This is a genomic window from Streptomyces sp. P13-3-3, from assembly GCF_050571355.1.
Classification (GTDB): domain Bacteria; phylum Actinomycetota; class Actinomycetes; order Streptomycetales; family Streptomycetaceae; genus Streptomyces; species Streptomyces althioticus.
Genome location: NZ_CP192229.1, coordinates 40,902 through 64,159 on the forward strand (window position 1 = coordinate 40,902; position 23,258 = coordinate 64,159).

23 protein-coding genes are annotated in these 23,258 nt (G+C 72.9%); 12 read left to right on the plus strand and 11 right to left on the minus strand.

Annotated elements, in window-relative coordinates:
- Positions 1-200: 200 nt before the first annotated feature.
- Entirely contained in the window at positions 201-1,280 is a 1,080-nt protein-coding gene (locus ACQZOG_RS26490) for an NADH:flavin oxidoreductase/NADH oxidase (RefSeq protein WP_033277913.1), read from the minus strand.
- Between the two features lie 91 nt (positions 1,281-1,371).
- Here ACQZOG_RS26490 and ACQZOG_RS26495 point away from each other — a divergent pair, with 91 nt between their 5' ends.
- On the plus strand, positions 1,372-1,755 hold the full coding sequence (locus ACQZOG_RS26495; protein ID WP_382004465.1) for an ArsR/SmtB family transcription factor: 384 nt from the start codon (positions 1,372-1,374) through the stop codon (positions 1,753-1,755).
- Positions 1,756-1,772: 17 nt separating this feature from the next.
- On the opposite strand, the gene ACQZOG_RS26500 is transcribed toward ACQZOG_RS26495, so the two are convergent.
- Entirely contained in the window at positions 1,773-2,420 is a 648-nt protein-coding gene (locus tag ACQZOG_RS26500) for a TetR/AcrR family transcriptional regulator (RefSeq protein ID WP_430741897.1), read from the minus strand.
- A gap of 90 nt (positions 2,421-2,510) precedes the next feature.
- Here ACQZOG_RS26500 and ACQZOG_RS26505 point away from each other — a divergent pair, with 90 nt between their 5' ends.
- Complete coding sequence (locus ACQZOG_RS26505; RefSeq protein WP_033277911.1) at positions 2,511-3,953, plus strand: amidase; 1,443 nt, start codon at positions 2,511-2,513, stop codon at positions 3,951-3,953.
- 126 nt (positions 3,954-4,079) lie between these two features.
- On the opposite strand, the gene ACQZOG_RS26510 is transcribed toward ACQZOG_RS26505, so the two are convergent.
- Positions 4,080-5,438, minus strand: a complete 1,359-nt coding sequence (locus ACQZOG_RS26510; protein WP_261674654.1) for an FAD-dependent oxidoreductase — start codon at positions 5,436-5,438, stop codon at positions 4,080-4,082.
- 203 nt (positions 5,439-5,641) lie between these two features.
- Here ACQZOG_RS26510 and ACQZOG_RS26515 point away from each other — a divergent pair, with 203 nt between their 5' ends.
- On the plus strand, positions 5,642-6,097 hold the full coding sequence (locus ACQZOG_RS26515; RefSeq protein ID WP_359670990.1) for a DUF6214 family protein: 456 nt from the start codon (positions 5,642-5,644) through the stop codon (positions 6,095-6,097).
- A 39-nt stretch (positions 6,098-6,136) separates the two neighbouring features.
- Here the strand turns inward: ACQZOG_RS26515 and ACQZOG_RS26520 are convergent, their stop codons facing one another.
- Positions 6,137-6,799, minus strand: a complete 663-nt coding sequence (locus ACQZOG_RS26520; protein WP_033277908.1) for a DUF305 domain-containing protein — start codon at positions 6,797-6,799, stop codon at positions 6,137-6,139.
- Positions 6,800-7,007: 208 nt separating this feature from the next.
- Between ACQZOG_RS26520 and ACQZOG_RS26525 the strand changes: the two genes are divergently transcribed.
- Positions 7,008-8,510: an LVIVD repeat-containing protein gene (locus tag ACQZOG_RS26525; RefSeq protein ID WP_359670992.1), complete on the plus strand. Its 1,503-nt coding sequence runs from the start codon at positions 7,008-7,010 to the stop codon at positions 8,508-8,510.
- Here the strand turns inward: ACQZOG_RS26525 and ACQZOG_RS26530 are convergent.
- From ACQZOG_RS26530 to ACQZOG_RS26545, 4 genes are all read right to left on the minus strand, one after another.
- Positions 8,498-9,175, minus strand: a complete 678-nt coding sequence (locus tag ACQZOG_RS26530) for a TetR/AcrR family transcriptional regulator (RefSeq protein WP_033277906.1) — start codon at positions 9,173-9,175, stop codon at positions 8,498-8,500. The two genes, ACQZOG_RS26525 and ACQZOG_RS26530, sit on opposite strands and share 13 nt — an antisense overlap.
- An 86-nt stretch (positions 9,176-9,261) precedes the next feature.
- Positions 9,262-10,044 (minus strand): phosphatase PAP2 family protein, encoded by a 783-nt coding sequence (locus ACQZOG_RS26535; RefSeq protein ID WP_430741898.1) that lies wholly within the window; start codon positions 10,042-10,044, stop codon positions 9,262-9,264.
- A gap of 673 nt (positions 10,045-10,717) precedes the next feature.
- Entirely contained in the window at positions 10,718-11,653 is a 936-nt protein-coding gene (locus ACQZOG_RS26540) for a M56 family metallopeptidase (protein ID WP_033277905.1), read from the minus strand.
- A 126-nt stretch (positions 11,654-11,779) separates the two neighbouring features.
- Positions 11,780-12,346, minus strand: coding sequence for a DUF5134 domain-containing protein (locus ACQZOG_RS26545; RefSeq protein WP_033277904.1), 567 nt, complete (start codon positions 12,344-12,346; stop codon positions 11,780-11,782).
- A 158-nt stretch (positions 12,347-12,504) separates the two neighbouring features.
- Here ACQZOG_RS26545 and ACQZOG_RS26550 point away from each other — a divergent pair, with 158 nt between their 5' ends.
- Positions 12,505-14,802 (plus strand): FUSC family protein, encoded by a 2,298-nt coding sequence (locus ACQZOG_RS26550; protein WP_359670996.1) that lies wholly within the window; start codon positions 12,505-12,507, stop codon positions 14,800-14,802.
- Complete coding sequence (locus ACQZOG_RS26555) at positions 14,799-15,386, plus strand: MarR family winged helix-turn-helix transcriptional regulator (protein WP_033277903.1); 588 nt, start codon at positions 14,799-14,801, stop codon at positions 15,384-15,386. The genes ACQZOG_RS26550 and ACQZOG_RS26555 overlap by 4 nt, the downstream gene beginning before the upstream one ends.
- A 175-nt stretch (positions 15,387-15,561) precedes the next feature.
- On the opposite strand, the gene ACQZOG_RS26560 is transcribed toward ACQZOG_RS26555, so the two are convergent.
- Positions 15,562-15,960, minus strand: coding sequence for a VOC family protein (locus ACQZOG_RS26560; protein ID WP_037638270.1), 399 nt, complete (start codon positions 15,958-15,960; stop codon positions 15,562-15,564).
- Between the two features lie 138 nt (positions 15,961-16,098).
- Here ACQZOG_RS26560 and ACQZOG_RS26565 point away from each other — a divergent pair, with 138 nt between their 5' ends.
- A complete protein-coding gene (locus ACQZOG_RS26565; RefSeq protein WP_203551252.1) occupies positions 16,099-16,641 on the plus strand; it encodes a GNAT family N-acetyltransferase in 543 nt (180 codons plus the stop codon).
- A gap of 22 nt (positions 16,642-16,663) precedes the next feature.
- Here the strand turns inward: ACQZOG_RS26565 and ACQZOG_RS26570 are convergent, their stop codons facing one another.
- Positions 16,664-17,347, minus strand: a complete 684-nt coding sequence (locus tag ACQZOG_RS26570) for a glycerophosphodiester phosphodiesterase (RefSeq protein ID WP_033277900.1) — start codon at positions 17,345-17,347, stop codon at positions 16,664-16,666.
- Positions 17,348-17,601: 254 nt separating this feature from the next.
- Between ACQZOG_RS26570 and ACQZOG_RS26575 the strand changes: the two genes are divergently transcribed.
- The 4 genes from ACQZOG_RS26575 (at position 17,602) to ACQZOG_RS26590 (ending at position 21,511) form a co-directional block, all read left to right on the plus strand.
- A complete protein-coding gene (locus tag ACQZOG_RS26575; protein ID WP_033277899.1) occupies positions 17,602-18,999 on the plus strand; it encodes a DUF6421 family protein in 1,398 nt (465 codons plus the stop codon).
- A 38-nt stretch (positions 19,000-19,037) separates the two neighbouring features.
- Positions 19,038-19,784, plus strand: a complete 747-nt coding sequence (locus tag ACQZOG_RS26580) for an SDR family NAD(P)-dependent oxidoreductase (protein ID WP_033277898.1) — start codon at positions 19,038-19,040, stop codon at positions 19,782-19,784.
- Positions 19,781-20,851: a threonine aldolase family protein gene (locus tag ACQZOG_RS26585; protein ID WP_033277897.1), complete on the plus strand. Its 1,071-nt coding sequence runs from the start codon at positions 19,781-19,783 to the stop codon at positions 20,849-20,851. Before ACQZOG_RS26580 ends, ACQZOG_RS26585 begins: the two co-directional genes overlap by 4 nt.
- Positions 20,852-20,938: 87 nt before the next feature.
- Positions 20,939-21,511 (plus strand): transglutaminase domain-containing protein, encoded by a 573-nt coding sequence (locus ACQZOG_RS26590; RefSeq protein WP_058915609.1) that lies wholly within the window; start codon positions 20,939-20,941, stop codon positions 21,509-21,511.
- Positions 21,512-21,768: 257 nt separating this feature from the next.
- Here the strand turns inward: ACQZOG_RS26590 and ACQZOG_RS26595 are convergent, their stop codons facing one another.
- Entirely contained in the window at positions 21,769-22,497 is a 729-nt protein-coding gene (locus tag ACQZOG_RS26595) for a lysophospholipid acyltransferase family protein (protein ID WP_033277895.1), read from the minus strand.
- A gap of 253 nt (positions 22,498-22,750) precedes the next feature.
- Here ACQZOG_RS26595 and ACQZOG_RS26600 point away from each other — a divergent pair, with 253 nt between their 5' ends.
- Positions 22,751-23,104 carry a TlpA family protein disulfide reductase gene (locus ACQZOG_RS26600; RefSeq protein ID WP_033277894.1) on the plus strand — a complete coding sequence of 118 codons (354 nt, stop codon included), beginning with the start codon at positions 22,751-22,753 and terminating at the stop codon, positions 23,102-23,104.
- Positions 23,105-23,258: the final 154 nt, after the last annotated feature.

Consider the following 23,258-nt stretch of genomic DNA (forward strand, 5'->3'; position numbering starts at 1 on the left):
TACGACATGCGGACGTCAGCTGTTCAACAGTCACGACCCGGTCACGTCGATGAACGGAACGTAAGGGGAAAGCGCTTTCTGGTCAACGCTTCACGTGGTCCGTATTCGGCCAGGAACGCCTGGGAACGACAGACGCCGACGGCCCGGAACCCTTCGAAGGGTTCCGGGCCGTCGGCGCGGTGCAGGGAGTGGTGAGCAGGTCAGACGGAGCGGTGGTACTGGTCCGGCACGCTCACTTCCGCGTCCAGCTCGCGGGCGGCATGGCGGGCCCAGGAGGGGTTGCGCAGCAGTTCACGGCCCAGCAGCACGGCGTCCGCCTCGCCGTTGGCGAGAATTTTCTCCGCCTGTCCGGTGTCCGTGATCAGACCCACGGCCGCGACCGGCATCGGTGTCTCCTGGCGCACCCGCGCGGCGAACGGCACCTGGTAGCCGGGGCCGGCCGGGATGCGGACGTCCGGGGCGTTGCCGCCGGTGGAGACGTCGAGGAGGTCGATGCCCCGGGCGTGCAGGTCGGCGGCGAGACGGACGGTGTCGTCCGGGGTCCAGCCGTCCGCGTCCAGCCAGTCCGTGGCGGAGACGCGGAAGAACAGCGGCTTGTCGTCCGGCCACTCCTCGCGCACGGCGTCCACCACCTCGAACGCGAACCGCGTGCGGTTCTCGTACGAACCGCCGTAGGTGTCGGTGCGGTGGTTGGAGTGCGGGGAGAGGAACTCGTTGATCAGGTAGCCGTGGGCGCCGTGGATCTCGGCGATCTCGAAACCGGCGGCGAGGGCGCGGCGGGCGGCGGCGCGGAACTGGCCGACGATCTCCCGGATCTCGTCCGTGCTCAGTTCGTCCGGCACCTGGTGGTCCTCGGCGAACGGGACCGCGCTGGGCGCGACCGGCTGCCAGGCCCCCTCCTCGGTACCGAGCGGCGCCCCGCCCTTCCAGGGCTGGTCGGTCGCCGCCTTGCGCCCGGCGTGCGCGAGCTGGACGGCCGGCACGGTGCCCTGTGCGGCGAGGAAGCGGGTGATCCGGCGGAACGCGTCGACCTGGGTGTCGTTCCAGATGCCGAGGTCGTACGGCGAGATGCGGCCCTCCGGCGACACCGCCGTGGCCTCGACGACGATCAGTCCCGTGCCGCCGGTGGCGCGGGCCGCGTAGTGCGCGAAGTGCCAGTCGTTAGGCGCGCCCGCCTCCGGGCCGTCCGGCGCGGCCGAGTACTGGCACATCGGCGCCATCCACACGCGGTTGGGGATCGTCAGGTCGCGCAGGGTGTACGGCTCGAAGAGCGTGCTCACGGTGGTCTCCGTTCGGAGGGGCGGCGAGTGTGCGACTCGTACGATAGCCGTCGTAGTACGGGAGATGTCAAACTACGAGGGTTCTCGTACAATGAGGCTTCCCGGAGCACCTGGAGCCGCTGTGACGACCGCCCCACCCAGCCCTCGCGTCCTCCCGCACCCCACGCGGGACGAGATCCGGCTGGACTCAGTGCTGCACGCGCTGTCCGACCCCGTCCGTCTGCGCATCGTCAGTGAACTGGCGGACGCCGAGGCCGCGTTGTCCTGCTCCCGCTTCGACCTCCCGGTCAGCAAGTCCACCACCACGCACCACTTCCGCGTGCTGCGCGAGAGCGGCGTGATCCAGCAGGTCTACGAGGGCACCGCCAAGATGAACGGTCTGCGCCGCGAGGATCTGGACGCCCTGTTCCCGGGTCTCCTCGACGCCCTCCTCGTCGCGGCACGCCGCCAGGCGGCACGGGACGCGCGGGCCTGACGGCTCGGTCCGCTTGGTCAGCCCTTCGCTTCGGGCCCGGTGGCGCCGAGACGGGCCCAGAGTCCGGCCAGGTGTGCGTGCAGCACGCCCTCGGCCTCCTTCGCGGTCAGATGGCCGATCAGGACGTGGCCGGTCAGGCCGTCCGTGAGCGCGAGCAGCGTGCGCGCCTCGCGCACGGCGTCGGGCCCGTCGGCGAACGCGTCAGCGGCCCCGCCGCCCGGGCCGCTCGCCGCCGCCTCCGTGATCAGACGGACGAACAGGTCCTGCAGGGCCGCGTAGCTGTTCCTCAGAGGCTCGGCGAGTGACGCGCCGACGGCGGCCTGGGCGACGAACGCCAGCCAGATACGCGCCTCGGCGCGGTGTTCCTCCCGGAGCAGCGCGACCTCGTCGGTCGCGTGCCCGAGTGCGGTGGCGGCCGACTGTGCCGGACCCGCCGCGATGCGCGCCCTGACCCGTTCCGTCACGCGCTCGCCGACGTGCTCGACGGCGAACAGGAGCATCTCCTCCTTGGTGCGGAAGCAGCGCTGCACGGCGCCCAGCGAGACCTGGGCCCGGGCCGCCACGTCCCGCATGCTCACCCCCTCCGGCCCCTGCTCGTCGGCAAGGACGCAGACGGCCTCGGCGATCCGGCGACGTCTGCTCCCGTAGTCCACCTGCTTGGGCATGGTCGGTCGGCCTCCTTGTTCCGATACGACTGTATCGCTTCCGTAGTACGGTCGGGAACGAGCACCGCACGACAGGGGAGCAGGAGCGCGATGGACGGGCAGGACACGATGTGGGCCATGACGGCGGCCGACCAGGCGGCGGCGGTCCGCAGCGGCAGAATTTCGGCGGCCGATCTGGTCGACAGCCACCTGGAACGCATCGCCGAGGTCAACCCGCGGGTCAACGCGGTGACCCAGCTGATGGCCGACCGGGCCCGCGAGGACGCGGCGCGCACGGACCGACGGCGGGCCGCGGGCGAGGAGCTCGGGCCGCTGGCGGGCGTGCCGTTCACCGTGAAGGAGACCACCCCGGTGGAGGGCGTGCCCACCACCTTCGGGCTGCCGCGCTTCCGCTCCCTCGTGGCGGCGGCCGACGCGCCGCCGGTGGCACGGCTGCGGGCGGCGGGGGCCGTGCCGATCGGCCACAGCAACATGCCCACGTTGGTCCTCGCCGGGATGCACACCCGCAGCGAGCTGTTCGGCGACACCGTCAACCCGTGGGACCCGAGCCGGACCCCGGGCGGATCCAGCGGTGGCGACGGGGCGGCCGTCGCCACCGGCATGGCGGCTCTCGGTCTCGGCAACGACTCCGGCGGATCGGTACGGATCCCGGCCTCATTCTGCGGTGTCGCGGGGCTGAAGCCGACCCCCGGGCGGTTCCCCGCCGACCACCGCGTCCTCGGCCCGGACGACCCCGGTCCGGCCTCGCAGATGCTGGTCACCGACGGACCCCTGGCCCGCACGGTCGCCGACCTGCGGCTGGCGTACGAGGCGCTGGCCGGGACCGATCCGCGGGACCCCCGGGCGGTGCCGGTGCCGCTCGACGGCCCGCCGCTGCCGGGGCCGGTCAGGGTCGCGCTCGTCGCCGACCCCGGTGGCCGAGGCGTGCACCCTGCCGTCCGTGAGGCGCTCACCGCGGCGGCGGACGCGCTGAGCGACGCGGGCTACGACGTGACGGAGGTGGCCGACGTCCCCCGGCTCGACGAGGCGCTCGAGGCGTACGGCAGGATCACCCTGACCGAGTTCGCGCCGACCTGGCCGGCCGTGCGGCAGCTGCTCGGTGACGGCGGGGACCGGTACATCCAGCTGGCCATGGAGAAGACACCGCCCGCCGATGCCGCGGAACTCGTGCGGCTGATGGGCGCCTGGCTCGGCATCCGCCGCTCCTGGGCGGAGTTCCTCGACCGTTACCCGCTGCTGCTCGGGCCGGTGTTCACCGAGCCGCCCGTCGAGCCGGGACTGGAGTCACGGGACGCGGCGGGTCGGCAGCGGGTCGCCGACGGGATGCGGCTGTGCACGGTGACCAGCTTCGTGGGCGTGCCCGCGGTGGCCGTGCCGACCGGGATCCGCGACGGGTTGCCGTGCGGGGTGCAGGTGGTGGGCCGTGCGTTCCGGGAGGACCTGTGCCTGGCGGCCGCCCAGGAGATCGAAAACCGCCTCGGGGTGCTGGCGCCGGTCGATCCCCGGCCGGCGGCAGCGGCGGAGACGCGGTAGGGGGACGGGCGAGGGGCGAGGTGCGCTGCCGGACGGCCGGCGGCGGGCGTCTCCGTACCGGGACGTCACCCTCTCCTCGCGGGAGCGACTGCGCCGACGCCCGCATTCTTCGGGCGGTCCGCGCTGTCACGGCCCGGGATCCACGCCGTCTCCTTCACGCGCCGCCGTCAGCAGTGACTCCCAGTCCGGGAGCTTGACGACGCCCCGGCCGAGGGAGGCGCCCAGGCGGGACTCAGCGCGTTCGACGGACTCCCAGCCCTGCCAGAGGACCGGGTGCACGCCCTCCGCGCGGAGGGCCGGCAGGGGGTCGTCGGGGAGGGTGCGGGCGGTGAGGGACGGGGCGTCCTGGAGCAGGGACGTCACCGTCTCCTTCGCGCACGAGCGGTTGGTGCCGATGACGCCGGTCGGGCCCCGCTTGATCCAGCCCGCGACGTACTCGCCCGGGGCGACGGCGCCCCCGCGCAGCACCCGCCCGGCGAGATGCGGCACCGTGCCCGTCGCCGCGTCGAACGGCAGCCCCTCCAGCGGGACACCCCGGTACCCGACCGACCGCAGCACCAGTTGCCCCTCGACGTCCTCGAAGCGGCCCGTCCCGGTGACCCCGCCCTCGCCGTCGGGCGCCGTCCGTTCGAAGCGCACGGCGCCCACCCGGCCGTCCACGGCGAGCAGTTCGACCGGGCGGAGGAAGAACCGCAGCCGGATCAGGCGCCGGGCGTCCGGTCGCGGCGGCGCCGTCCAGCCGCGCAGCACCTCGACGTTGCGGCGCCGGGGCGGGGGCAGGCCGGACGGGTCGGCGAACGCCGGGTCGAGCGCCGCCTCGGCCGCGTCGACGTGGACGGCGGTGTCCGGCAGGGTGCCCAGTTCGCGCAGCTCCTTGGTGGTGAAGCGAGCCTGCGAGGGACCGCGCCGGCCGACCATGTGGATCTCCGCGACCTCACTCGCCGCGAGGGCGGTCAGCGCCGTGTGCGGCATGTCGGTCGGCCGCAGCTCGCCCTCCCCGCGGGCCAGCATGCGCGTGACGTCCACGGCGACGTTCCCCACCCCGACCACCACCGCCGACCGCACCCCGCGCAGGAACCCGGTGTCGGCGGCGTCCGGGTGCGCGCTGTACCAGGACACGAACTCCGTCGCCGACCAGCTTCCCGGAAGGTCCTCGCCGGGGACGCCCAGATGCCGGTCCGTGGCGGCGCCCACGCAGTACACCACTGCGTGGTACAGCTCCCGCAGCCGGGCCGCCGCCACCCCGCCGGGTCCGACCGGCACCGCGCCGAGGAACCGCACCCGCTCGTGCTCCAGCACCGTGCGCAGGCTGCCCTGCAGGGACTTGATCTTCTCGTGGTCCGGGGCCACGCCGTAGCGGACCAGGCCGTACGGGCAGGGCAGGCGGTCGAGGACGTCGACCCGCGCCCCAGGGTCGAGCTGGACGAGATGCTGGGCGGTGTAGCACCCGCTGGGTCCGCTTCCGACGACGGCGACACGCAGCACGGGGAACTCCTCACCCCGAGGGGCACCGGCGGGGGACCGGCCGGTGCCTCCCAGCATGGCACCGCCCGCACTCCGCTGACAGGGTGCCGTCCGCCGTCCGGGGTGCGTGTTCTACGGAGGGAAACTGATCACGCCGTTACGTTGCCTGTGTGCTCGAGGCATCTTTTCTTCAACTTTCCGATCGCTCTCCGGCGGAGGGTGCGGTGGCCGTGTGGCCCGCGTGGGAGGTGCGGGAGGGCGGGCGCACCACCCGGTGGCTCCATGTGCGGCTGGCCTTCCGCGACGGGGCCACGATCGAGGCGCTGGCGTCCGTGGGCGAGGGCTGGGTCGGTGTGGAGGACATCCAGGCCCGCCCCGCGCTCGCGCTGGAGGACCTGGCCGTGTTCGCGGACTGGATCGAGGGTCCGCTGGCGCGGGCCTGCGGTGCCGAGCCCGAACCGGGGGAGGGGACCGGCGGCACGCACCACCGTGAGGACCCCCGGGGAGGGCGGACCGCGTGGCCGGTCGTCGCCCAGGCGTACCGGGCCGCGCAGGAGCGGGGCGCCGATCCGGTGCTCGCCGTGATGGACCGGACCGGCTACAGCCGGCGCGGTGCGCTCCGTCTCATCGGGCGGACCCGTGACGCGGGGCTGCTCTCCCCGCGCCACGCCCGCCGCTGAGCGTCCCGCCCCTGACCGGACCGCCGCCCTGGCGGAACGTCACAGCAGGTCGCGCATCCGGTTGATCTCGCTGGTCTGCTGCGCGACCACGTCGTCCGCCATCTCCTCGACCTGGATGTTGTTCCCCTGGCCCTTCACGTCCGTGGCCATGGTGATCGCGCCCTGGTGGTGCGTGATCATCAGCGTGAGGAACAGCTGGTCGAACGCCTTGCCCTCGGCCGCCCGCAACTGCCTCAGCTGCGCCTCGGTCGCCATACCGGGCATCGTCGCGTGGTCGTGCCCCCCGCCCGCGTCCGCCTCCGTCTTGCCGTGCTTGCGCAGCCACCCCTTCATCGCACCGATCTCGGGCTTCTGCGAGGCGGCGATGCGCTCGGCCAGCTTGACCACCTTCGGTGACTCCGCGCGCCCAGGCACCAGTTCGGTCATCCGCAGCGCCTGTGCGTGGTGCTGGATCATCATCCGCGCGTACGACACGTCCGCGGCGTTGGGGGAGTCGTCCTCCTTGCGCTCCTGCTCGGCCTCCTCGGCCGACAGGGTGCGGTTCTCCTCCCCGGGTGCGCCGGGCGCGATCACCGAAGGGCCGCTCGCGGGGGCCGACTTGGCGTCGTCGTCGCCGGAGTCGCAGCCCACGAGCCCGAGTACGGCCAGCGCGGTCAGCCCGGCGGCGACGGCGGACAGGCGTGGCACGCGGCGGTTGTGCACATGGACCTCCTGTGACTGGCGGTATTCCCGCTCGGCAGTGGTGCGGAACACCTCGTGAGTGTCGGTGACCGTCCTAGCACGCTTCCGCGCAACTTCGATCAAAAAACTTTGTTGCGATGATGTGGAGCCCCTGTTGGTATGTGCATGCCGAAGACGATACTGCCGGTGCCACACCGTTCCGACGTGAACGGAACCAGGGAGGAAAACAGTGATCCTGTTGAACGTTTCCCGAACCCGGCGGAGACGACTGGGAGTTGCCGCGGCAGCGGGCGGCCTGCTGGCCGCGCTGCTCACGGCCGGGCCCGCCGCCGCCATCCCGGACCCGGGGGACTCGCCCGCCGCCCCGAAGGACGTGTCCCGCAGCGACCAGGCCGAGGCCCGCGCCGCCGTCAAGAGCGGTGACATACCCGGCCAGGACGAGATCGTCCACTCCGCCAACATCACGCACGTGGCCAACATCCCCAAGGACGTGCTGTCCGGCTTCAACACGGACCTCGCCTTCCAGGGGAAGTACGCCTTCGCCGGCAACTACGACGGCTTCCGCATCTTCGACATCAGCAACCCGAAGAAGCCCAAGACGGTGGCTCAGGTGCTGTGTCCCGGATCGCAGAACGACATCTCCGTCTCCGGCAACCTGCTCTTCCTGTCCACGGACTCCTCGCGCAGTGACAGCAGTTGCAACAGCACCACGCAGCCTGCCACCGAGAAGTCCTCCTGGGAGGGCATGAAGGTCTTCGACATCAGCGACAAGCGCAACCCGCGCTACGTCGCCGCCGTCGAGACCGCCTGCGGCTCGCACACCCACACGCTCGTGCCGGACCGCAAGAACGTCTACGTCTACGTCTCCTCCTACTCGCCCAACGCGGCGTACCCGGACTGCCAGCCGCCGCACGACGGCATCTCCGTGATCAAGGTTCCGCGCAAGGCCCCGCAGAAGGCGGCCGTGGTCGGTTTCCCCGTGCTGTTCCCGGGTGAGGGTCCGGACGGCGGCGGCAACCCGGGCGCGCCCACCAACCCGGGCGTCTCCAAGACCACCGGCTGCCACGACATCACCGTGCTGCCCTCGAAGGACCTGGCCGCCGGCGCCTGCATGGGCGACGGCATCCTGTTCTCCATCAAGAACCCCGAGCGCCCGAAGGTGATCGACCGGGTCCAGGACAACGTCAACTTCGCGTTCTGGCACTCGGCGACGTTCAACCAGAAGGCCAACAAGGTCGTCTTCACCGACGAGCTGGGCGGCGGCGGCGCGGCCACCTGCAACGCGGAGATCGGCCCCAACCGCGGCGCGGACGGCATCTACGACATCGTCGGCAAGGGCGACCGCAGCAAGCTGGTCTTCCGCAGCTACTTCAAGATCCCCCGCCACCAGGCGGACACCGAGAACTGCGTGGCCCACAACGGCTCGCTGATCCCCGTCCGCGGCCGTGACCTGATGGTCCAGGCCTGGTACCAGGGCGGCATCTCGGTCTGGGACTTCACCAACTCGAAGAAGCCGAAGGAGATCGCCTACTTCGAGCGCGGACCGCTCTCCACCGACCAGCTCGACGTGGCCGGTTCGTGGTCGGCGTACTACTACAACGGCTACATCTACTCCAACGACATCGCCAAGGGCCTCGACGTCCTGAAGATCGACGACAAGCGCACGGACGCGGCCCGCAAGGTGCACATGCAGGAGCTCAACGTGCAGACGCAGCCGGACTACTTCGACTGAGTTCCCGGCTCCGTCGCGAAGAACCGGGCCATGTCCGTCCGGTCCTTCTCCTCCGTCCCGCCGGTCCCCTCGGGGTCCGGCGGGACACCCATCTCCCAGTCCAGCCGGTAGCGCTTGAACAGTTCGGCGCGCAGCACCGGAACGGACAGGGGCGCGCCCGGCATCACCGCCGCGTACACGGCGCCCATCAGCAGTGCCCGCAGCATCGGGTAGTCCGACTCGACGTCCTGGGAGCCGTTCCGGGCGACGGTGTCGCTCAGCAGCTCGGCCAGCCGCCGCTGCTCGGGGCACGGCAGGAACCCCTCCGCCTGCAGCAGTCCCGCCATGTGCTGGCGCATCAGCACCGGCCGGTCCCGCGCCAGGCCCAGGATCGCGTCGATGGCCCGCGCCATCCGCTCCCTGCCGTCGTCGGTGCGCGGTTCGCGCTCCAGCGCCTCCTCCAGGGTGCGGTGCATCAGACGGTGCACGGCGGACTGCACGAGCTGGCGCTTCCCCGGGAAGTAGTACGACACCAGACCCCGCGCGGAGCCCGCCCGGTCGGCGATGTCGCCCAGCGTCGTCGCCTCGTACCCGCGCTCGTCGACCAGCTCGACGGCCGCGTGCAGCAGCCGCTCCTTGGAACGCCGACGCAACTCTTCATTGACCAGGGCGCTGCGCGGGGACATGCTGGACTCCTGCGTTGACTGGTTGCCAGCCAACTATACTCAGCGCACCTGGAAGGGCCCCCGGCGGGCCCTCTTCGGGCTGCCGTTCACCTCGGGCGACGCGGGGGATCGTCCGAGGTGGACGGTGCGAGCTCGGGCGAGGGCGGGCGCATACCGCCGGAACGGCGCGGTGCCGTTCCCCGGGGCGGGGGACGCAGCCGCCGGTGCGTCGCGACCGCCGCGACCACCGTCGACGCGCCGAACAGCCAGCCGCCCAGCACGTCCGTCGGCCAGTGCACGCCGAGCCAGATCCGGGTGAGGCCGACGCCCGTCACCGAGACCGCCGCCACGGCCAGCGCGGTACGCCACACCACGGGGCTCACGCCGTGGCGGTGCAGCAGCCACAGCAGCAGCCCCAGCACGACCGTCGCCGTCATGGCGTGCCCCGAGGGGAACGCGGCGTAGTGCGCGGTGTCCACCGGGTCGGACCACACCGGGCGCTCCCGCCCCAGCGCCGCCTTCAGCCCCTGCTGCACGGCCGTGGCCAGCGCCACCACCACGACCAGCCACCCCGCGGTCCACCGGGCGGCCGGACGCCGGAGCAGCAGGATCACCGCCACCGCGCACAGCAGGCGCATCGTCCAGGGGTCCCACACCCAGTCCGTCAGCACGCGGGCCGCCTGCGTCAGCCCGTCCTCCGCCACCGCCCAGCGGTGCGTGGTGCGGGAGATGCCTGCGTCCAGGTCGAGCAGGGGCCGCCACTCGACGGCGACCAGGGCCAGCAGCAGCGCGGAGGCCGCGCCGAGCAGGACCGCGGGCGCCAGAGCCGTCCGGGCCGGCGTGCGGGGTCCGCGGGGCGCGGGCGGTGCGGGGGCGTGGGGGGTACGCATGGGCTGATCCTCGCCGACCGGGGGCGCCGGGGCCATGACCCGTCACGCCCGGTCCTGCCTCGTCGGGGCCGTCGCTACCCCAGTGCCCGGGATCGGGGCGGGAACGCCAGGGGGTTGACGCGAGCGCCGGATCGGTCGGGTGGTGCTGGGTGGTCGGCCGGGGCCGGCGGGGCGGGAGGCAGTCGGTTCGGTGGCGGGGGACTCGGTGGCTGGTGGCTGTGTCGGAAGGCATGCCGTGAGAGGTGCTCCGGACAGTGCGCGTGGGCGGGTCCCCGCTACCTCGATGCCGGGGATCGGGGCGGAGGCGGCCGGTTGCGGGGGGCTTGACGGCCGGGCGGCTGTGGCGGGAGGCGTGCCCTCGTCGGCACGCCGGTGGGCGTGCGTCGGCGGGATGTCGTTCCCCTGGAGGCCGCGATTGGGGCTGGGGTCGCGCGGGGTGGGAGCGAGCGCCGGGGGCCGTGGCGCGTGGGCCGGGCGGCTGTCGGAAGGTGTGCCGTGGGCAGGTGTGCCGGTGGGCGTGCGTCGGCAGGATGTTGCTCCCCGGGGTCCCGCGATCGGGGCTGGGGTCGCGCGGGGTGGGAGCGAGCGCCGGGTCAGTGGCGCGGGGGCGGGCGGCTGTTGGAAGGTGTGGCCTGGTCAGGTGTGCCGGACGGTGTGACTGGGCGAGGGCGAATCACCCCAGGGCGCGCAAGCCCGGCAGGAAGGCCACGAGGACGGGGAGGGCCGGTACCAGGGACACGGCGGCGGTCAGGCGTAGGCGGCGGCTCGGGGGGAGGCGGTCACCCGGGGTGAGCAGGCGGTGCACGCGGGCCGGGACGTGCGCCTGGGCGGTGGGGCAGGGGCCGAACACCCCGCGGTCCTCGTTCAGTTCGACCAGGGCCAGGGCCGTGGTGAGCCGGCCGAACCGGCGGGACGCCGTGTCGTCCGCGGCGAGTTCCACCAGCCGGTGCATCTCGTCGCGGAACGCGGAGAACACCGGCACCTGCGGGAAGCCGTCCGCCAGCGCGGACGAGCAGTGCAGCAGCCAGTCGTGCCGGGCGCGCGCGTGACCGCGCTCGTGCGCCAGCACCGCGTCCAGCTGACGTCCCTTCAGGCGCTGCAACGCGGCTGTGGTCACGACCAGTTGGGGCGGGGTGCCGGGAAGGCACCAGGCGTCCGGGCGGTCGCCCTCCAGCACCACGAGACGGTCGGAGCCCGGCTCCTCACCCGGCAGCAGCGGCGCACGGCGCCGCAGTTCCGCGCGGCGCGCCCGGCGCCGGGCACGGGCCCGCGCGATCTCTCGGACCAGCATGGCCCCGCTCCACAGCCCGCCGCACGCCAGCATCACGGCGGTCACATGCGCCCACGCGCCCGCCGTACCGAGGGTGTACGCCTCCACGACCGCGACCGGCGCGCCGGTGAACACATGCCCGCCGACCGCCCGCCAGGCCGCGGCCGCGCTGAACGTCATCGACAGGGCGCAGCACAGCAGCACCGCCGCGATCACGCACTGCCAGGCCCACAGGGCCACCACCGGTTCACGGTCCGGCCAGTCCGCCCGGGCGAGCAGCCGGGGACCCACGACGGCGGTCAGCACACCGAGCAGCAGCAGGACCGCGGGGAGGATCATGGCAGCAGCCTAGAAGCGCCGACGCCCCTTGCACACGGGCCCGCGGTCCGAAGTGACGCAGACAACGGTCCCGCCCCGCCGGCCGAACGGCCCTGGCGCGCTCCCGCACCGCCGTCTCGGCGCGCCTCACATCATCAGCAGCATCGCCACCATCGCGATCCCCATCGACAGGCGGCAGGCGTGCGACAGCTCCGGCCGGTCACCCCACCCGGCGTCTGACTCGGCGCTCGGCCCCGTACCCGGACCGCCCGCCACGGCGGCCACCGGCACCAGCCGCGCGCCCGTCACCAGCACGTACGCCGTGAAGTACAGCAGCAGGGCGGCGGTCAGCGCGGGTATGCCCGAAGCGCCGTGATGCGCCCCCTGCGGGGCGGCCGCCATGACCACCGCCATATAGACCATCGCGCCCGCGCCCACCACATGATGCAGATGGCGCGCGGAGGCGCGGGCCGCCCACAGCGCGTGGAGCCCCGCCGCCCCGAACACCACCGCCCACAGCGGCCACGCCCACGCCGGCGGTGTGAACACCGCCGCCGGCACCGCCATGGCCGCCATCCCGAACCCCATCAGCGCCTCGCCGCCCGCCGCCCGGCGCTGCTCCTCCACGCCACTGCGCATCCGCAGCAGGCAATACGCGCCGGTCGCCGCGCAGAGCGCCACCAGCAGCCAGCCGGACGATCCCGGTCCGTGCACGCGAACCCCCCTCGAACCGCTCCACCGGACGGTCAGGGGATGCCCGTGCCCGACGGCGTGTACGCGAGCGCGAGGGGGTACGCGGGGGGCTCCCGGGGGCGCGAGCTGATCCCGGCAGTAATTTTTTACGGGTAAAACACCTGTTAACCTTGCTCCTCATGAGCAGTGCCACCCCCACCCCCACGCGCGTCCGGCGCCTCCCCGTCGTCGGCCCGCTGCGCCTCGGGCGACCCTCCGACGTCTGGTTCAAGCCCGCCCTCAGCGTGGTCGCCGCCGTCGCCGTGCCCAGCCTGCTCCTGATGACGCTCGGCCGGCTCGATCTCGCCCCGTACACGATGGCGGGGTCGCTGTGCGCCCTGTACGCGCACAACCGCCCGTACGCCGCCCGCGCCAAGGTGCTCGCCTGGGTGATCCTCGGCATGCTCGGCGGGCTCGCCGTGGCCCTGGTCTCCGCCTCCCTCACCCGGAACGCCGTCGTCCTGGTCACTGTCGGCGCGCTGCTGGCCGCCGCGCAGAAGGCGGTGTGCGACGCCACCCGGGTCGGGCCGCCCGCGCACGTGATCCTCACCTTCGTCAGCTCCGCCACGCTGTTCGTCCCGCAGACCCTCGGCCAGGTCCCCGGCCACCTCGCGCTCGCCGCGGCGGCCGGGGCGTGGGCCTGGCTGGTGGGCATGGCCCCCGCCCCGCTCCGTCCGCACGGCCCCGAGCGGCGGGCGACCGCGCAGGCGCTGAACGCGGCCGCCGCGTACGCCGAGACCGCGCGCGGCGGCGAGGAGGGCGCGGGAGGTGCCCGGTCCGCCGCGTACGCCGCCGTGCACGCGGCCTGGCAGACCCTCCTCGCGGTCCGGGACCGCCCCTCCACGACCCGCCGTGCCCTCGAACGCCTCGTCGTCCGCGCCGAGGTCGCCCTCGCGGCCCCGGCCGACGCCGACCCCGCCCGGCTGCGCGCCTGGGCCCGCGCGGTACGGGGCACGGGCCGGATCCCGCGCACGGGGGATCCGCGCGGGGAGGACGAGGGCCTGCGCCTGAACGGCGCCGACGCCGGGGTGGACGGCGCTGACGCGCGTCCGGACGGCGCCAACCCGCGTCGGGCGGGCGGCGGTGCGCGCCTCGGCGGCGCCGACCCGCGCGTGGACGACGTAGACCCGCGTGTGGACGGCACTGGCCCGTGTCTGGACGGTGCCGAGCCGCGTCGGACGGCCGGCGGCGGTTCGCGCCGGGACAGCGACCTGCGCCTTGATGGCGCTGACGCGCGTGTGGACGGCACTGCACCGCGCCTGGACGGCGTAGACCCGCGCCCGGACGGCACTGGCCCGCGCCTGGACGGCGTCGGCCCCCGTCGGGCGGATGGCGGCGCGCGCCTGGACGGCAGCAACCCGTGCCTAGGCGGCGCCGACGCGCGTGGGGACGGCGCTGACGCGCGGCCGGAAGGCGCCAACCCGCGTCGGGCGGACGGCGGTGCGCGCCTGGGCGGCACCGACCCGCGCCCGCAGGGCGCCAACCCGCGTCGGACGGACAGCGGCGCGCGCCTGGACGGCGCCGGCTCGCGGCGGGCGCATGGCGGTGCGCGCCTCGGTGGCGATGGAACGCGCCAGGACGACGACCGACGGCTCCGTGAGCGGGACGAGCTCGTCGGGGTGGCCGCCGAGCGGGCCGTCGCACCGCCTTCGCTGTGGAGCCGGCTCGGGCCGCTCGCCCCCGTAGCCGTCCGCAGCGCCCTCGGCTGCGCGCTCGCCGGCTACGTCTCCCTCGCCCTCGGCGCCGACCGTCCCTACTGGGCGCTCGTCACCGCCGCCTCCCTGTACCAGGCCAACATCACCCTCACCTGGAGCAGGGCCGTGCAGCGCGTCGTCGGCAACCTCGTCGGCGTGCTGCTCTTCGCGGCCGTCACCCCGGTCGCCCAGCTCGGCCCGCTCGCGCTCGTGCTGTGCATCCTCGCCTGCAACTTCGGCGCCGAGGCGCTCATCGGCCGCAACTACTGGCTCGGCAGCGTCTGCGTGACCCCGCTGGCGCTGCTCGTCACCGAGCTGCCCGGCTACCAGCCCACCGGCGAGCTGGTCACCGGCCGGGTCGTGGACACGCTGGTCGGCGCCCTGGTCGGCTTCGTCGCCGCCCTCGCCGTCACCAACCGGCGGGCCGGCCGGCGCGTCGAGCGGGCGCTCACCGCCGTCGACCGTGCCCGCGAGCACGCCGCCCGCCTGGCGGCCGACCCCATGTCCACACCCGCCGCGCTGGAGGCAGCCCGCCGCGGACTCGCCGCCGCCGTGGTCGACCTGCGCGCGACCGCCGACGCCGCGGCCGGAGAATGGTGGCAGCGCGCGCTGCCCCAGGAACGGGTGGTGCTCGCCGAGCAGGCGGCACACCGTACGCTCGCGGCGACGGTACGACGCCAGGGACTCCTCCCGGACCCCGGCACCACCAGCACGTATACGCACACGGAGGGCGCATCGCCATGACGGCGACCCAAGGGCCATCGGCCGGCGACGGTGTCACCGGCACGCCGGACACCTCGAGCACCGCGGACGTGTCCGCCTCCGGGCGCGACACCGTCGCCGAGGTCGTCCGGCAGTGGCGGGCGGTCCACCCCGACCTCGACACCGGGCCCATGGAGATCATCGGCCGCATCAACCGCTGCGCGGCCCTCTTCCAGCAGGCCGAGGACGCCCCGCTGCGGCGGGCGGGGCTCACCCGCCCCGAGTTCGACCTGCTCGGCGCGCTGCGCCGCACGGGGCACGAGCTGACGCCCAGCGAGCTGGCCCGCGAGACGTTCTCCTCCGGCGCCGCCGTCACCAAGCGGCTGAAGACGCTCACGGAGCGGGGGCTGGTGGAGCGGCGCGGGGACACACGGGACCGGAGGGTGGCCCATGTGCGGCTGACCGACGCGGGCCGTGAGGTGGTCGACGGCATTCTGCCGTCGCAGTTGTCCTACGAGAACGCGGTGTTGTCCGGGCTCGGCCCGGGTGAACTCGGGGACCTGGCCGGTCTGCTCGGGGGGTTGCTGGCGCAGCTGGAGGGGCGCCTCGGCGTGTTGCGGGCGTAGGTCTGAACGCGTCCCAGGGGGCTGCGCCCCCTGGACCCCCCATCGGCCCTGGACCCCCCATCGGCCCTGGACCCCCCATCGACCCTGGACCCCCCATCGACCCTGGACCCCCCATCGACCCTGGACCCCCCATCGGCCCTGGCGGGCCTCGTCCTCAAACGCCGGACGGGTTGGATCAGATCCCCGGCCGGTACCTCAGCGGGTGCTCCTCCGGGATCTGGACCAGGACGATCGGCGTCCCGTCCGGGTCCTCGATCCACATCTCGATCAGGCCCCACGGCTCCTTCACCGGCGGGCGGACGATCTCCACGCCCCGGGCGGCGAGTTCCTCCCGAGCCGCCTCCGCGTCCTCCACCTGGAGCCACAGCCGCACGTCGGGCGAGCCCGCCGGGGACGCCTCCGCGCGGCCCGAGAGCTCCAGGAAGCCGCCGCCGAGGAAGTAGACCGTGCCGCGCTCCGGGCCGGTGCCGAACTCGCGGTGGACGGCGAGGCCGAGGCGGCGGCCGTAGAAGTCGCGGGAGCGCTCGGGGTCGGAGGGGCGGAGCAGGACACGGCTGCTGAGTACATGCACCATGCGGCCGAGCGTAGAGGGGCAGGGCAGGCGCCGCCGTCCGGAGAGTGGACCGGCTTCCCGCGGGCCGGGAACCGCGCGTTAATCTCGGCCCGTCCCGGCCACGTCGAAAGAGACCCGCACGAATCGAGGAACCGCGCCATGGGAACCGCCGCCGACACCACACTGACCTTCCGTGATGCCACGGCCGCCGACGTCGACGACCTCGTCGAGCTGATCGAGTCGGCCTACCGGGGGGAGTCCAGCCGCACGGGGTGGACCACCGAGGCGGACATCCTGCACGGGCAGCGGACGGACCGCGAGGGTGTGCTGGAGGTCGTCGAGGCGCCGGACAGCAGGCTGCTCACCGTGGAACGCGAGGGCCGGATCGTGGCCTGCTGCCAGCTCGAACACCGCGGTGACAACGCCTACTTCGGGATGTTCGCGGTCAGCCCCGCCCTCCAGGGCGCCGGGCTCGGCCGTACCGTCATCGCGGAGGCGGAGCGGCAGGCCCGCGAAAGGTGGGGCGTGACCGAGATGCACATGACGGTGATCACCGTGCGCGAGGACCTGATCGCCTGGTACGAGCGGCGCGGCTACCGCCGTACGGGACGGACGACGCCGTTCCCGTACGGCGACGAGCGCTTCGGCATCCCGCAGCGCGACGACCTGGAGTTCGAGCTCCTGGTCAAGGAGCTGGCCTGACCGTCGTACGACGCCCGGCCGCTCACGCCGTGAAGCGGCCGGTGCGCTTGATCTCCGGGTAGTCGGTGGTCGCCCCGTCCAGCTGAAGCGCCCGCACCAGCCGCAGGTGGTCCTGGGTGTTGACCACCCAGCCGAACACCGACAGGTCCGCCTTGCGGGCGTGCTCCACGACCTCCAGGGTGATCCGCCGGATGTTGAGGCACAGCCGCGAGGCGCCGACGGCGACCGCCCGGTCCACCACGTCCGTGCCGTAGCGGCTCGCCACGAGCGCCGTGCGTACCCCGGGCACCAGCCGCCGGATCTCGGCGAGTGCCTCGTCGTGGAAGGACGCGACCTCCACGCGGTCGGCCAGCCCTCCGTCGTTCATCACCTCGGCCAGCGCGCGGGCCGCCCGGACGTCCTTGATCTCCGCCTGCAGCGGCGTCCGGACCGCGTCCAGCACCTCTGTGAACAGGGGGACGCGCTCGCCGCGCCCGGCGTCCAGGGCGCGCAGCTCGTCGAAGGTCTTGTCGGCGATGGCGCCCGTGCCGTCCGTGGTGCGGTCCACGCGCGCGTCGTGCATCACCACGAGCGCGCCGTCCTTGCTCAGATGCAGATCCAGTTCGACGACGTCGAGCCCGGCCTCCTGGGCGGCGACGAAGGACCGAAGGGTGTTCTCGGGCTCCACGCCCATGACTCCGCGGTGACCGATGGTGAGGAAGTTCAAGATCCGACCTGCTTCCGTCGACGGCGGCGGGGGGCCGCGTCCCTACGGCCCTCTGGGACCGTATCGCCTCTGCCCGCCGCGTCCAGAGGCTGAACTCGGAACGCATGGAGCGCCGCCGGACGGGGTAGCGGACAGGAAAATATGCGGTTGCTCCCCAGGTAAGGCAGGATATTTTCCTGAGGTACCCCTTGCTGGGAGAAACGGCCTGTGTATACGGTCAGGTGTACGCAAGGTTCTCCTGTGGAGGATGGGACATGACGGAAATTCTTGTGCAGCAGGCTGCGGGGGAGCGGAATCCTTCGGTGACCAGGGTGGTGGAGCACCCGGCATGGCCCGTGCTCAAGGATGCCGTGGAGCGGATCCGGCCCTGGCAGTCCAAGGACGGCTCCATCGACTTCGAGGCCGAGGGCGCTCCGTCCCGTGGCGACGCGGAGCACGCCGTGCGCACGGTGATCGGCGCGGTCGACGAACTGTCCCCGCTGCTCCCGCACGACCGCGCGTACCACGAGGCGCTGGGCAAGGACCTGGCCCGCTGGGCCGAGGGCGGCTTCGAGGTGCCCGACTTCCTCGACTCGCTGCTGGCCTTCCAGCCCGCCGCGCACCGCGAGGACGGCCTCGAGCACCTGGTCGTCTTCCCGATGTACACGCAGAACGGCAACCCGGACCGCAACCTCGAGGCGGTCGTCTTCCGCATGGTCTGGCCCGACTGGCTGGCCGAGCTGGAGCGCACCCGCTACGACAACCCGCTCTTCTGCGGCATCACCTTCGAGGACTTCACCGCGGGCTACGACACCAACTCCGCGGTCCTCTTCCCCGAGACCATCGCCGTGCGCGAGGCCCCCGAGCGCTTCACCTGGGGCGCCATCTTCTGCGACCGCGAGGCCGCCCGCTTCCGCCGGGTCACCGACGCCGCCGTCGACATCCTGGGCCTCGAGCTGCCCGAGGACGTCGCCGCCCTGGTCCACGACCAGAAGCGCTGCGAAGAGGCCTTCGTGCTCTGGGACATGATCCACGACCGCACGCACAGCCACGGCGACCTGCCGTTCGACCCCTTCATGATCAAGCAGCGCCAGCCGTTCTGGATGTACGGCCTCGAGGAGCTGCGCTGCGACCTCACCGCCTTCAGGGAGGCCGTGAAGCTCGCCGGCGAGGGCGTGCCGCAGGCCCGTGACGTGCAGATCGCGGTCATCTTCGACCGCATGTTCCGCTTCCCGGTGACGGGCGAGCGCGTGCGCAACTACGACGGCCTCGGCGGCCAGCTGCTCTTCGCCTACCTGCACAAGCACGACGTCGTCCGCTGGACCGACAACAAGCTCTCCATCGACTGGGAGCGCGCCCCGCAGGTCACCAACGAGCTGTGCGCGGAGATCGAGACGCTCTACCGCGACGGCATCGACCGCCCCAAGCTCGTCCACTGGTTCGCCGGCTACGAGCTGGTCTCCCGGTACCTGTCCCCGCACCCCGGCTCCACGTGGGCCAAGGGTCCCGAGGCCCTCGACCTCTCGCTGCCGCCGCGCAAGCTCGTCGATGACGTGCTTCCCGACGAGTTTCCGCTGAGCATGTTCTATGAGGCACTGTCCAAGAAGCTGAAGAAGGTGATCGCCTCCACCCGGGGCATCACGGCGGACGGCGCCGAGCGGGTCGCCGCGTGAGCGATCTCGTCCACAACACTGCTCAGGAGGCGAGAACCATGGGGAACGGGGCGCTCGAAGGCGCGGTGATCGCGGTGGCCGGCGCGGGCGGGCCGGCGGGACGCGCGGCCCTGCTCAGGCTGGCCGAGGCGGGGGCCACCGTCGTCGGCTCGGACAACGACCCGGAGCGGCTCGCGGCGGCCGTGGACGCCGCGCGGTACGCGCACGGAGGCGCCACGGTCACCGGTGAGACGGTCGACCTGCTCGACCTGGAGTCGACCCGCGACTGGGCCGCCCGCACGGAGAAGGAGTTCGGCCGCGTCGACGGCCTGGTCCACCTCGTCGGCGGGTGGCGCGGCAGCGAGACGTTCACCAAGACCAGCCTGGACGACTGGGACTTCCTGGAACTGCTGCTGGTGCGCACCGTGCAGCACACCACGCTCGCCTTCCACGAGGCGCTCCAGCGCAGCGACCGCGGCCGGTACGTCCTGATCAGCGCGGCCGGCGCGACGAAGCCGACCGCCGGCAACGCCGCGTACGCGGCCGGCAAGGCCGCCGCCGAGGCGTGGACGCTGGCCATGGCCGACTACTTCCGCAAGGCCGGGGGCGAGCAGGGGCCGACCTCGGCTGCTGCCATCCTGGTGGTGAAGGCGTTGGTGCACGACGCGATGCGCGCGGACCGCCCCAACGCGAAGTTCGCGGGCTTCACGGACGTCAAGGACCTGGCCGAGTCCATCGTCGACGTCTGGGACAAGCCCGCCGCGGAAGTGAACGGAAAACGTCTGTGGCTGACCGAGAAGCCGTGAACCCGCCGCGGACCGACGCGCGTCGTCATCACGACCCGGAGGTCCGCGGTTTCGCCAGCGACAACTACGCGGGCGCCCACCCGGAGGTGCTCGCCGCCCTGGCCCTGGCCAACGGCGGGCACCAGGTCGCCTACGGCGAGGACGCGTACACCGAGAACCTCCAGCAGGTGATCCGCAGCCACTTCGGGCCCACCGCCGAGGCCTTCCCGGTCTTCAACGGCACCGGCGCCAACGTGGTGGCGCTCCAGGCGGTCACCGACCGCTGGGGCGCGGTGATCTGCGCGGAGAGCGCCCACATCAACGTGGACGAGGGCGGCGCCCCGGAGCGGGTCGGCGGCATCAAGCTGCTCACCGTGCCCACCCCGGACGGCAAGCTCACCCCGGAGCTCATCGACCGGGAGGCGTACGGCTGGGACGACGAGCACCGGGCCATGCCCCAGGTCGTCTCCATAGCCCAGTCGACCGAGCTGGGCACGGTGTACACCCCGGACGAGATCCGCGCGATCTGCGAGCACGCGCACGCGCACGGCATGAAGGTGCACGTCGACGGCTCCCGGCTGGCCAACGCGGCCGCCACGCTGGACGTGCCGCTGCGCACCTTCACCAACGCGGTGGGCGTCGACCTGCTCTCGCTGGGCGGCACCAAGAACGGCGCGCTGTTCGGCGAGGCGGTCGTGGTGCTGGACCCGGACGGGATCAAGCACATGAAGCACCTGCGCAAGCTGTCCATGCAGCTCGCCTCCAAGATGCGCTTCGTGTCCGTGCAGCTGGAAGCCCTGCTCGCCCGTGACCTGTGGCTGCGCAACGCGCGGCACGCCAACGAGATGGCCCAGCGCCTCGCCGAGGGCGTGCGCGCGGTGCACGGCGTGGAGATCCTCTACCCGGTCCAGTCCAACGCCGTGTTCGCGCGGCTCCCGCACGGCGTGAGCGAGCGGCTGCAGAAGCGGTTCCGCTTCTACTTCTGGGACGAGGCCGCGGGCGACGTCCGCTGGATGTGCGCCTACGACACCACCGAGGACGACGTGGACCGGTTCGTGGCCGCCCTCAAGGAGGAGATGGCCCGCTGACACGCTGACTCCCCCAGTGTGCATAGGTATGCGATCGACTGAAAAGTCATTGACTCTCGGCCGGTCGCATACCTATGCTCCGGCGCCATGCAGCTGATCCAGGAAAACCGGGACCTCTCCGCCTACTTGGCCGCCGACGAGGTGATCGACCACCATCACCCGCTGGTCCGGGAGGTGTCCGCACGCGTGGCCGCCGATGTGCACGACTCGTATGAGTATGCGCGGGCGGCTTTCGAGTACGTCCGTGACCGGGTCACGCACTCCCAGGACGCCGACGACCCCCGCGTCACCTGGCGCGCCTCCGACGTACTGGAGCAGGGCACGGGCATCTGTTACGCCAAGGCCCACGCCCTGGCCGCGCTGCTGCGCGCCGAGGACATCCCTGCCGCGCTCTGCTACCAGCGTCTCGGAGTGGTGCACGGACTGGTCGCCGTGCGCTTCCACGGCGCGTGGCATCGCCAGGACCCGCGGGGCAACAAGCCCGGCGTGGACGCGCGCTTCTCCCTCGACGGCGAGCGGCTGGCGTTCACCCCCGACCCGTCGAAGGGCGAGACGGACCACCCGGTCCTGTACGCCACCCCGCCCCCGGCCGTCCTACGCGCCCTCCGCGACGCCACCGACCGGGCCCACCTGTGGCGGACGCTGCCGACCGCGCTCTGACCTCCGGTCATGAACCTGGGCGCCCTGGGGGTGAGGTCGTCAGGTGCCGTCGCGTGGCGGGTGCGGCGTTGTGGGGGTTGGTCGCGCAGTTCCCCGCGCCCCTGGGAGGTGGGTGGTTCCTCTGCGGTGCGGTGCGTGCGGCATTGTGGGGCTGATCGCGCAGTTCCCCGCGACCCTGGGGTGGGTGGTTCCTCCGGAGAACGCAGCAAGGTCCCGGGTGCGTGCTGTGCACGCTGCCCGGGACCTGGGCGGGAGTCTCAGCGGGCCTCTGCCTCGCGGACCTGCTCCGGGGTGGGGGCCGTGCCGCCGAGGTGGGCCGGCATCCACCAGGTGTCCTGCGCGTCCTTCGGCCGCACCGGGTACGCCCGCTGCGCCGCCTCCAGCAGCTCCTGCACCCGCTCGCGGAGCTGGCGGGTGATCGCGCCGGCGTACTTGTCCTTGGACGCCTCGATGGCCTCGCCGACGCGGATGGTGATCGGGGTGTGGCTGCGCTTGAAGTTGCGCGGGTGGCCCTTGGTCCACAGCCGCTGCGTACCCCATACGGCCATCGGGATCAGCGGGACGCCCGCCTCCTGGGCCATGCGCGCGGCACCGGACTTGAAGCTCTTCAAGGTGAACGACTGGGAGATCGTCGCCTCGGGGAAGACGCCCACGATCTCACCGGACCGCAGCGAACGCAGCGCGTGCTCGTACGCGGCCTCGCCCTGCGTGCGGTCGACCGGGATGTGCTTCATGCCGCGCATCAGCGGGCCGGAGACGCGGTGCCGGAACACCGACTCCTTGGCCATGAAGCGGACGAGCCGCTTCTGCGGAAGCGCCGCCAGTCCGTTGAACACGAAGTCGAGATAGCTGATGTGGTTGCTCACCAGCACGGCGCCGCCCGAGCGCGGGATGTTCTCCGAACCCTGGCAATCGATCTTGAGGTCCCACGCCTTGAACAGGGTGCGGGCGAAGCCGATCACGGGCCGGTAGACAAGTTCTGCCATGGGCGGGTCGGAACCCTTCCTTCTCTGCCTGGGAAGGGGCTCTCCCAGTCGAAGTTACGCAGCCGTAGGTTTACGGCCTGTCGCTGATGCTGCCCCAAGAACGGCCGGTGAACCAGCCCCGGTGCCGGTCCGTGGCGGAGATTCTCGTCACGTTCCGCCGGTCGACCTCGGGTTTTGCGGTGCGGGCGGGAATCTTCGCGGCGCCTGGGACGCTGGAGACGGTTGGACGTGACACCCAGGGCGGGAGCGGCGAGTGCGAGGCAGTGACGACACGGGACGGTCCGGCGGCGACGGCGGAGCGGGGCCGGGTCTCGCGGCCGAACTCGGCGCGGAATTGGGTGAACGCGCCACGCTGGTGCAGTTCTCCAGCGCCTTCTGCGCGCCCTGCCGGGCCACCCGCCGCGTGCTGGGCGACGTGGCGGCCATGGTCCCCGGCGTGGCCCACGTCGAGATCGACGCCGAGGCCCGCCTGGATCTCGTACGGCGGCTGGGCGTCGAGAGCACCCCGACCGTGCTGGTGCTCGACGCGGCCGGCCGGGTCGTGCGGCGCGCGGCCGGACAGCCGCGCAAGGCCGACGTGATCGCCGCCCTGGGCGCCGCGCTGTGACGGCCGTCGCGATCATGGTGAGACATCTCCCATCCGCGGGGGCCCGCTTGACGCTGCGTGCTCGTTGTCGTCAGCCTGACAACAAGTGGTCGGGATCGTCGGGACTCCCTCGCCGCCGTCGGGTACCCGGCCCCCTCCCGGCCGACGCCCGCGT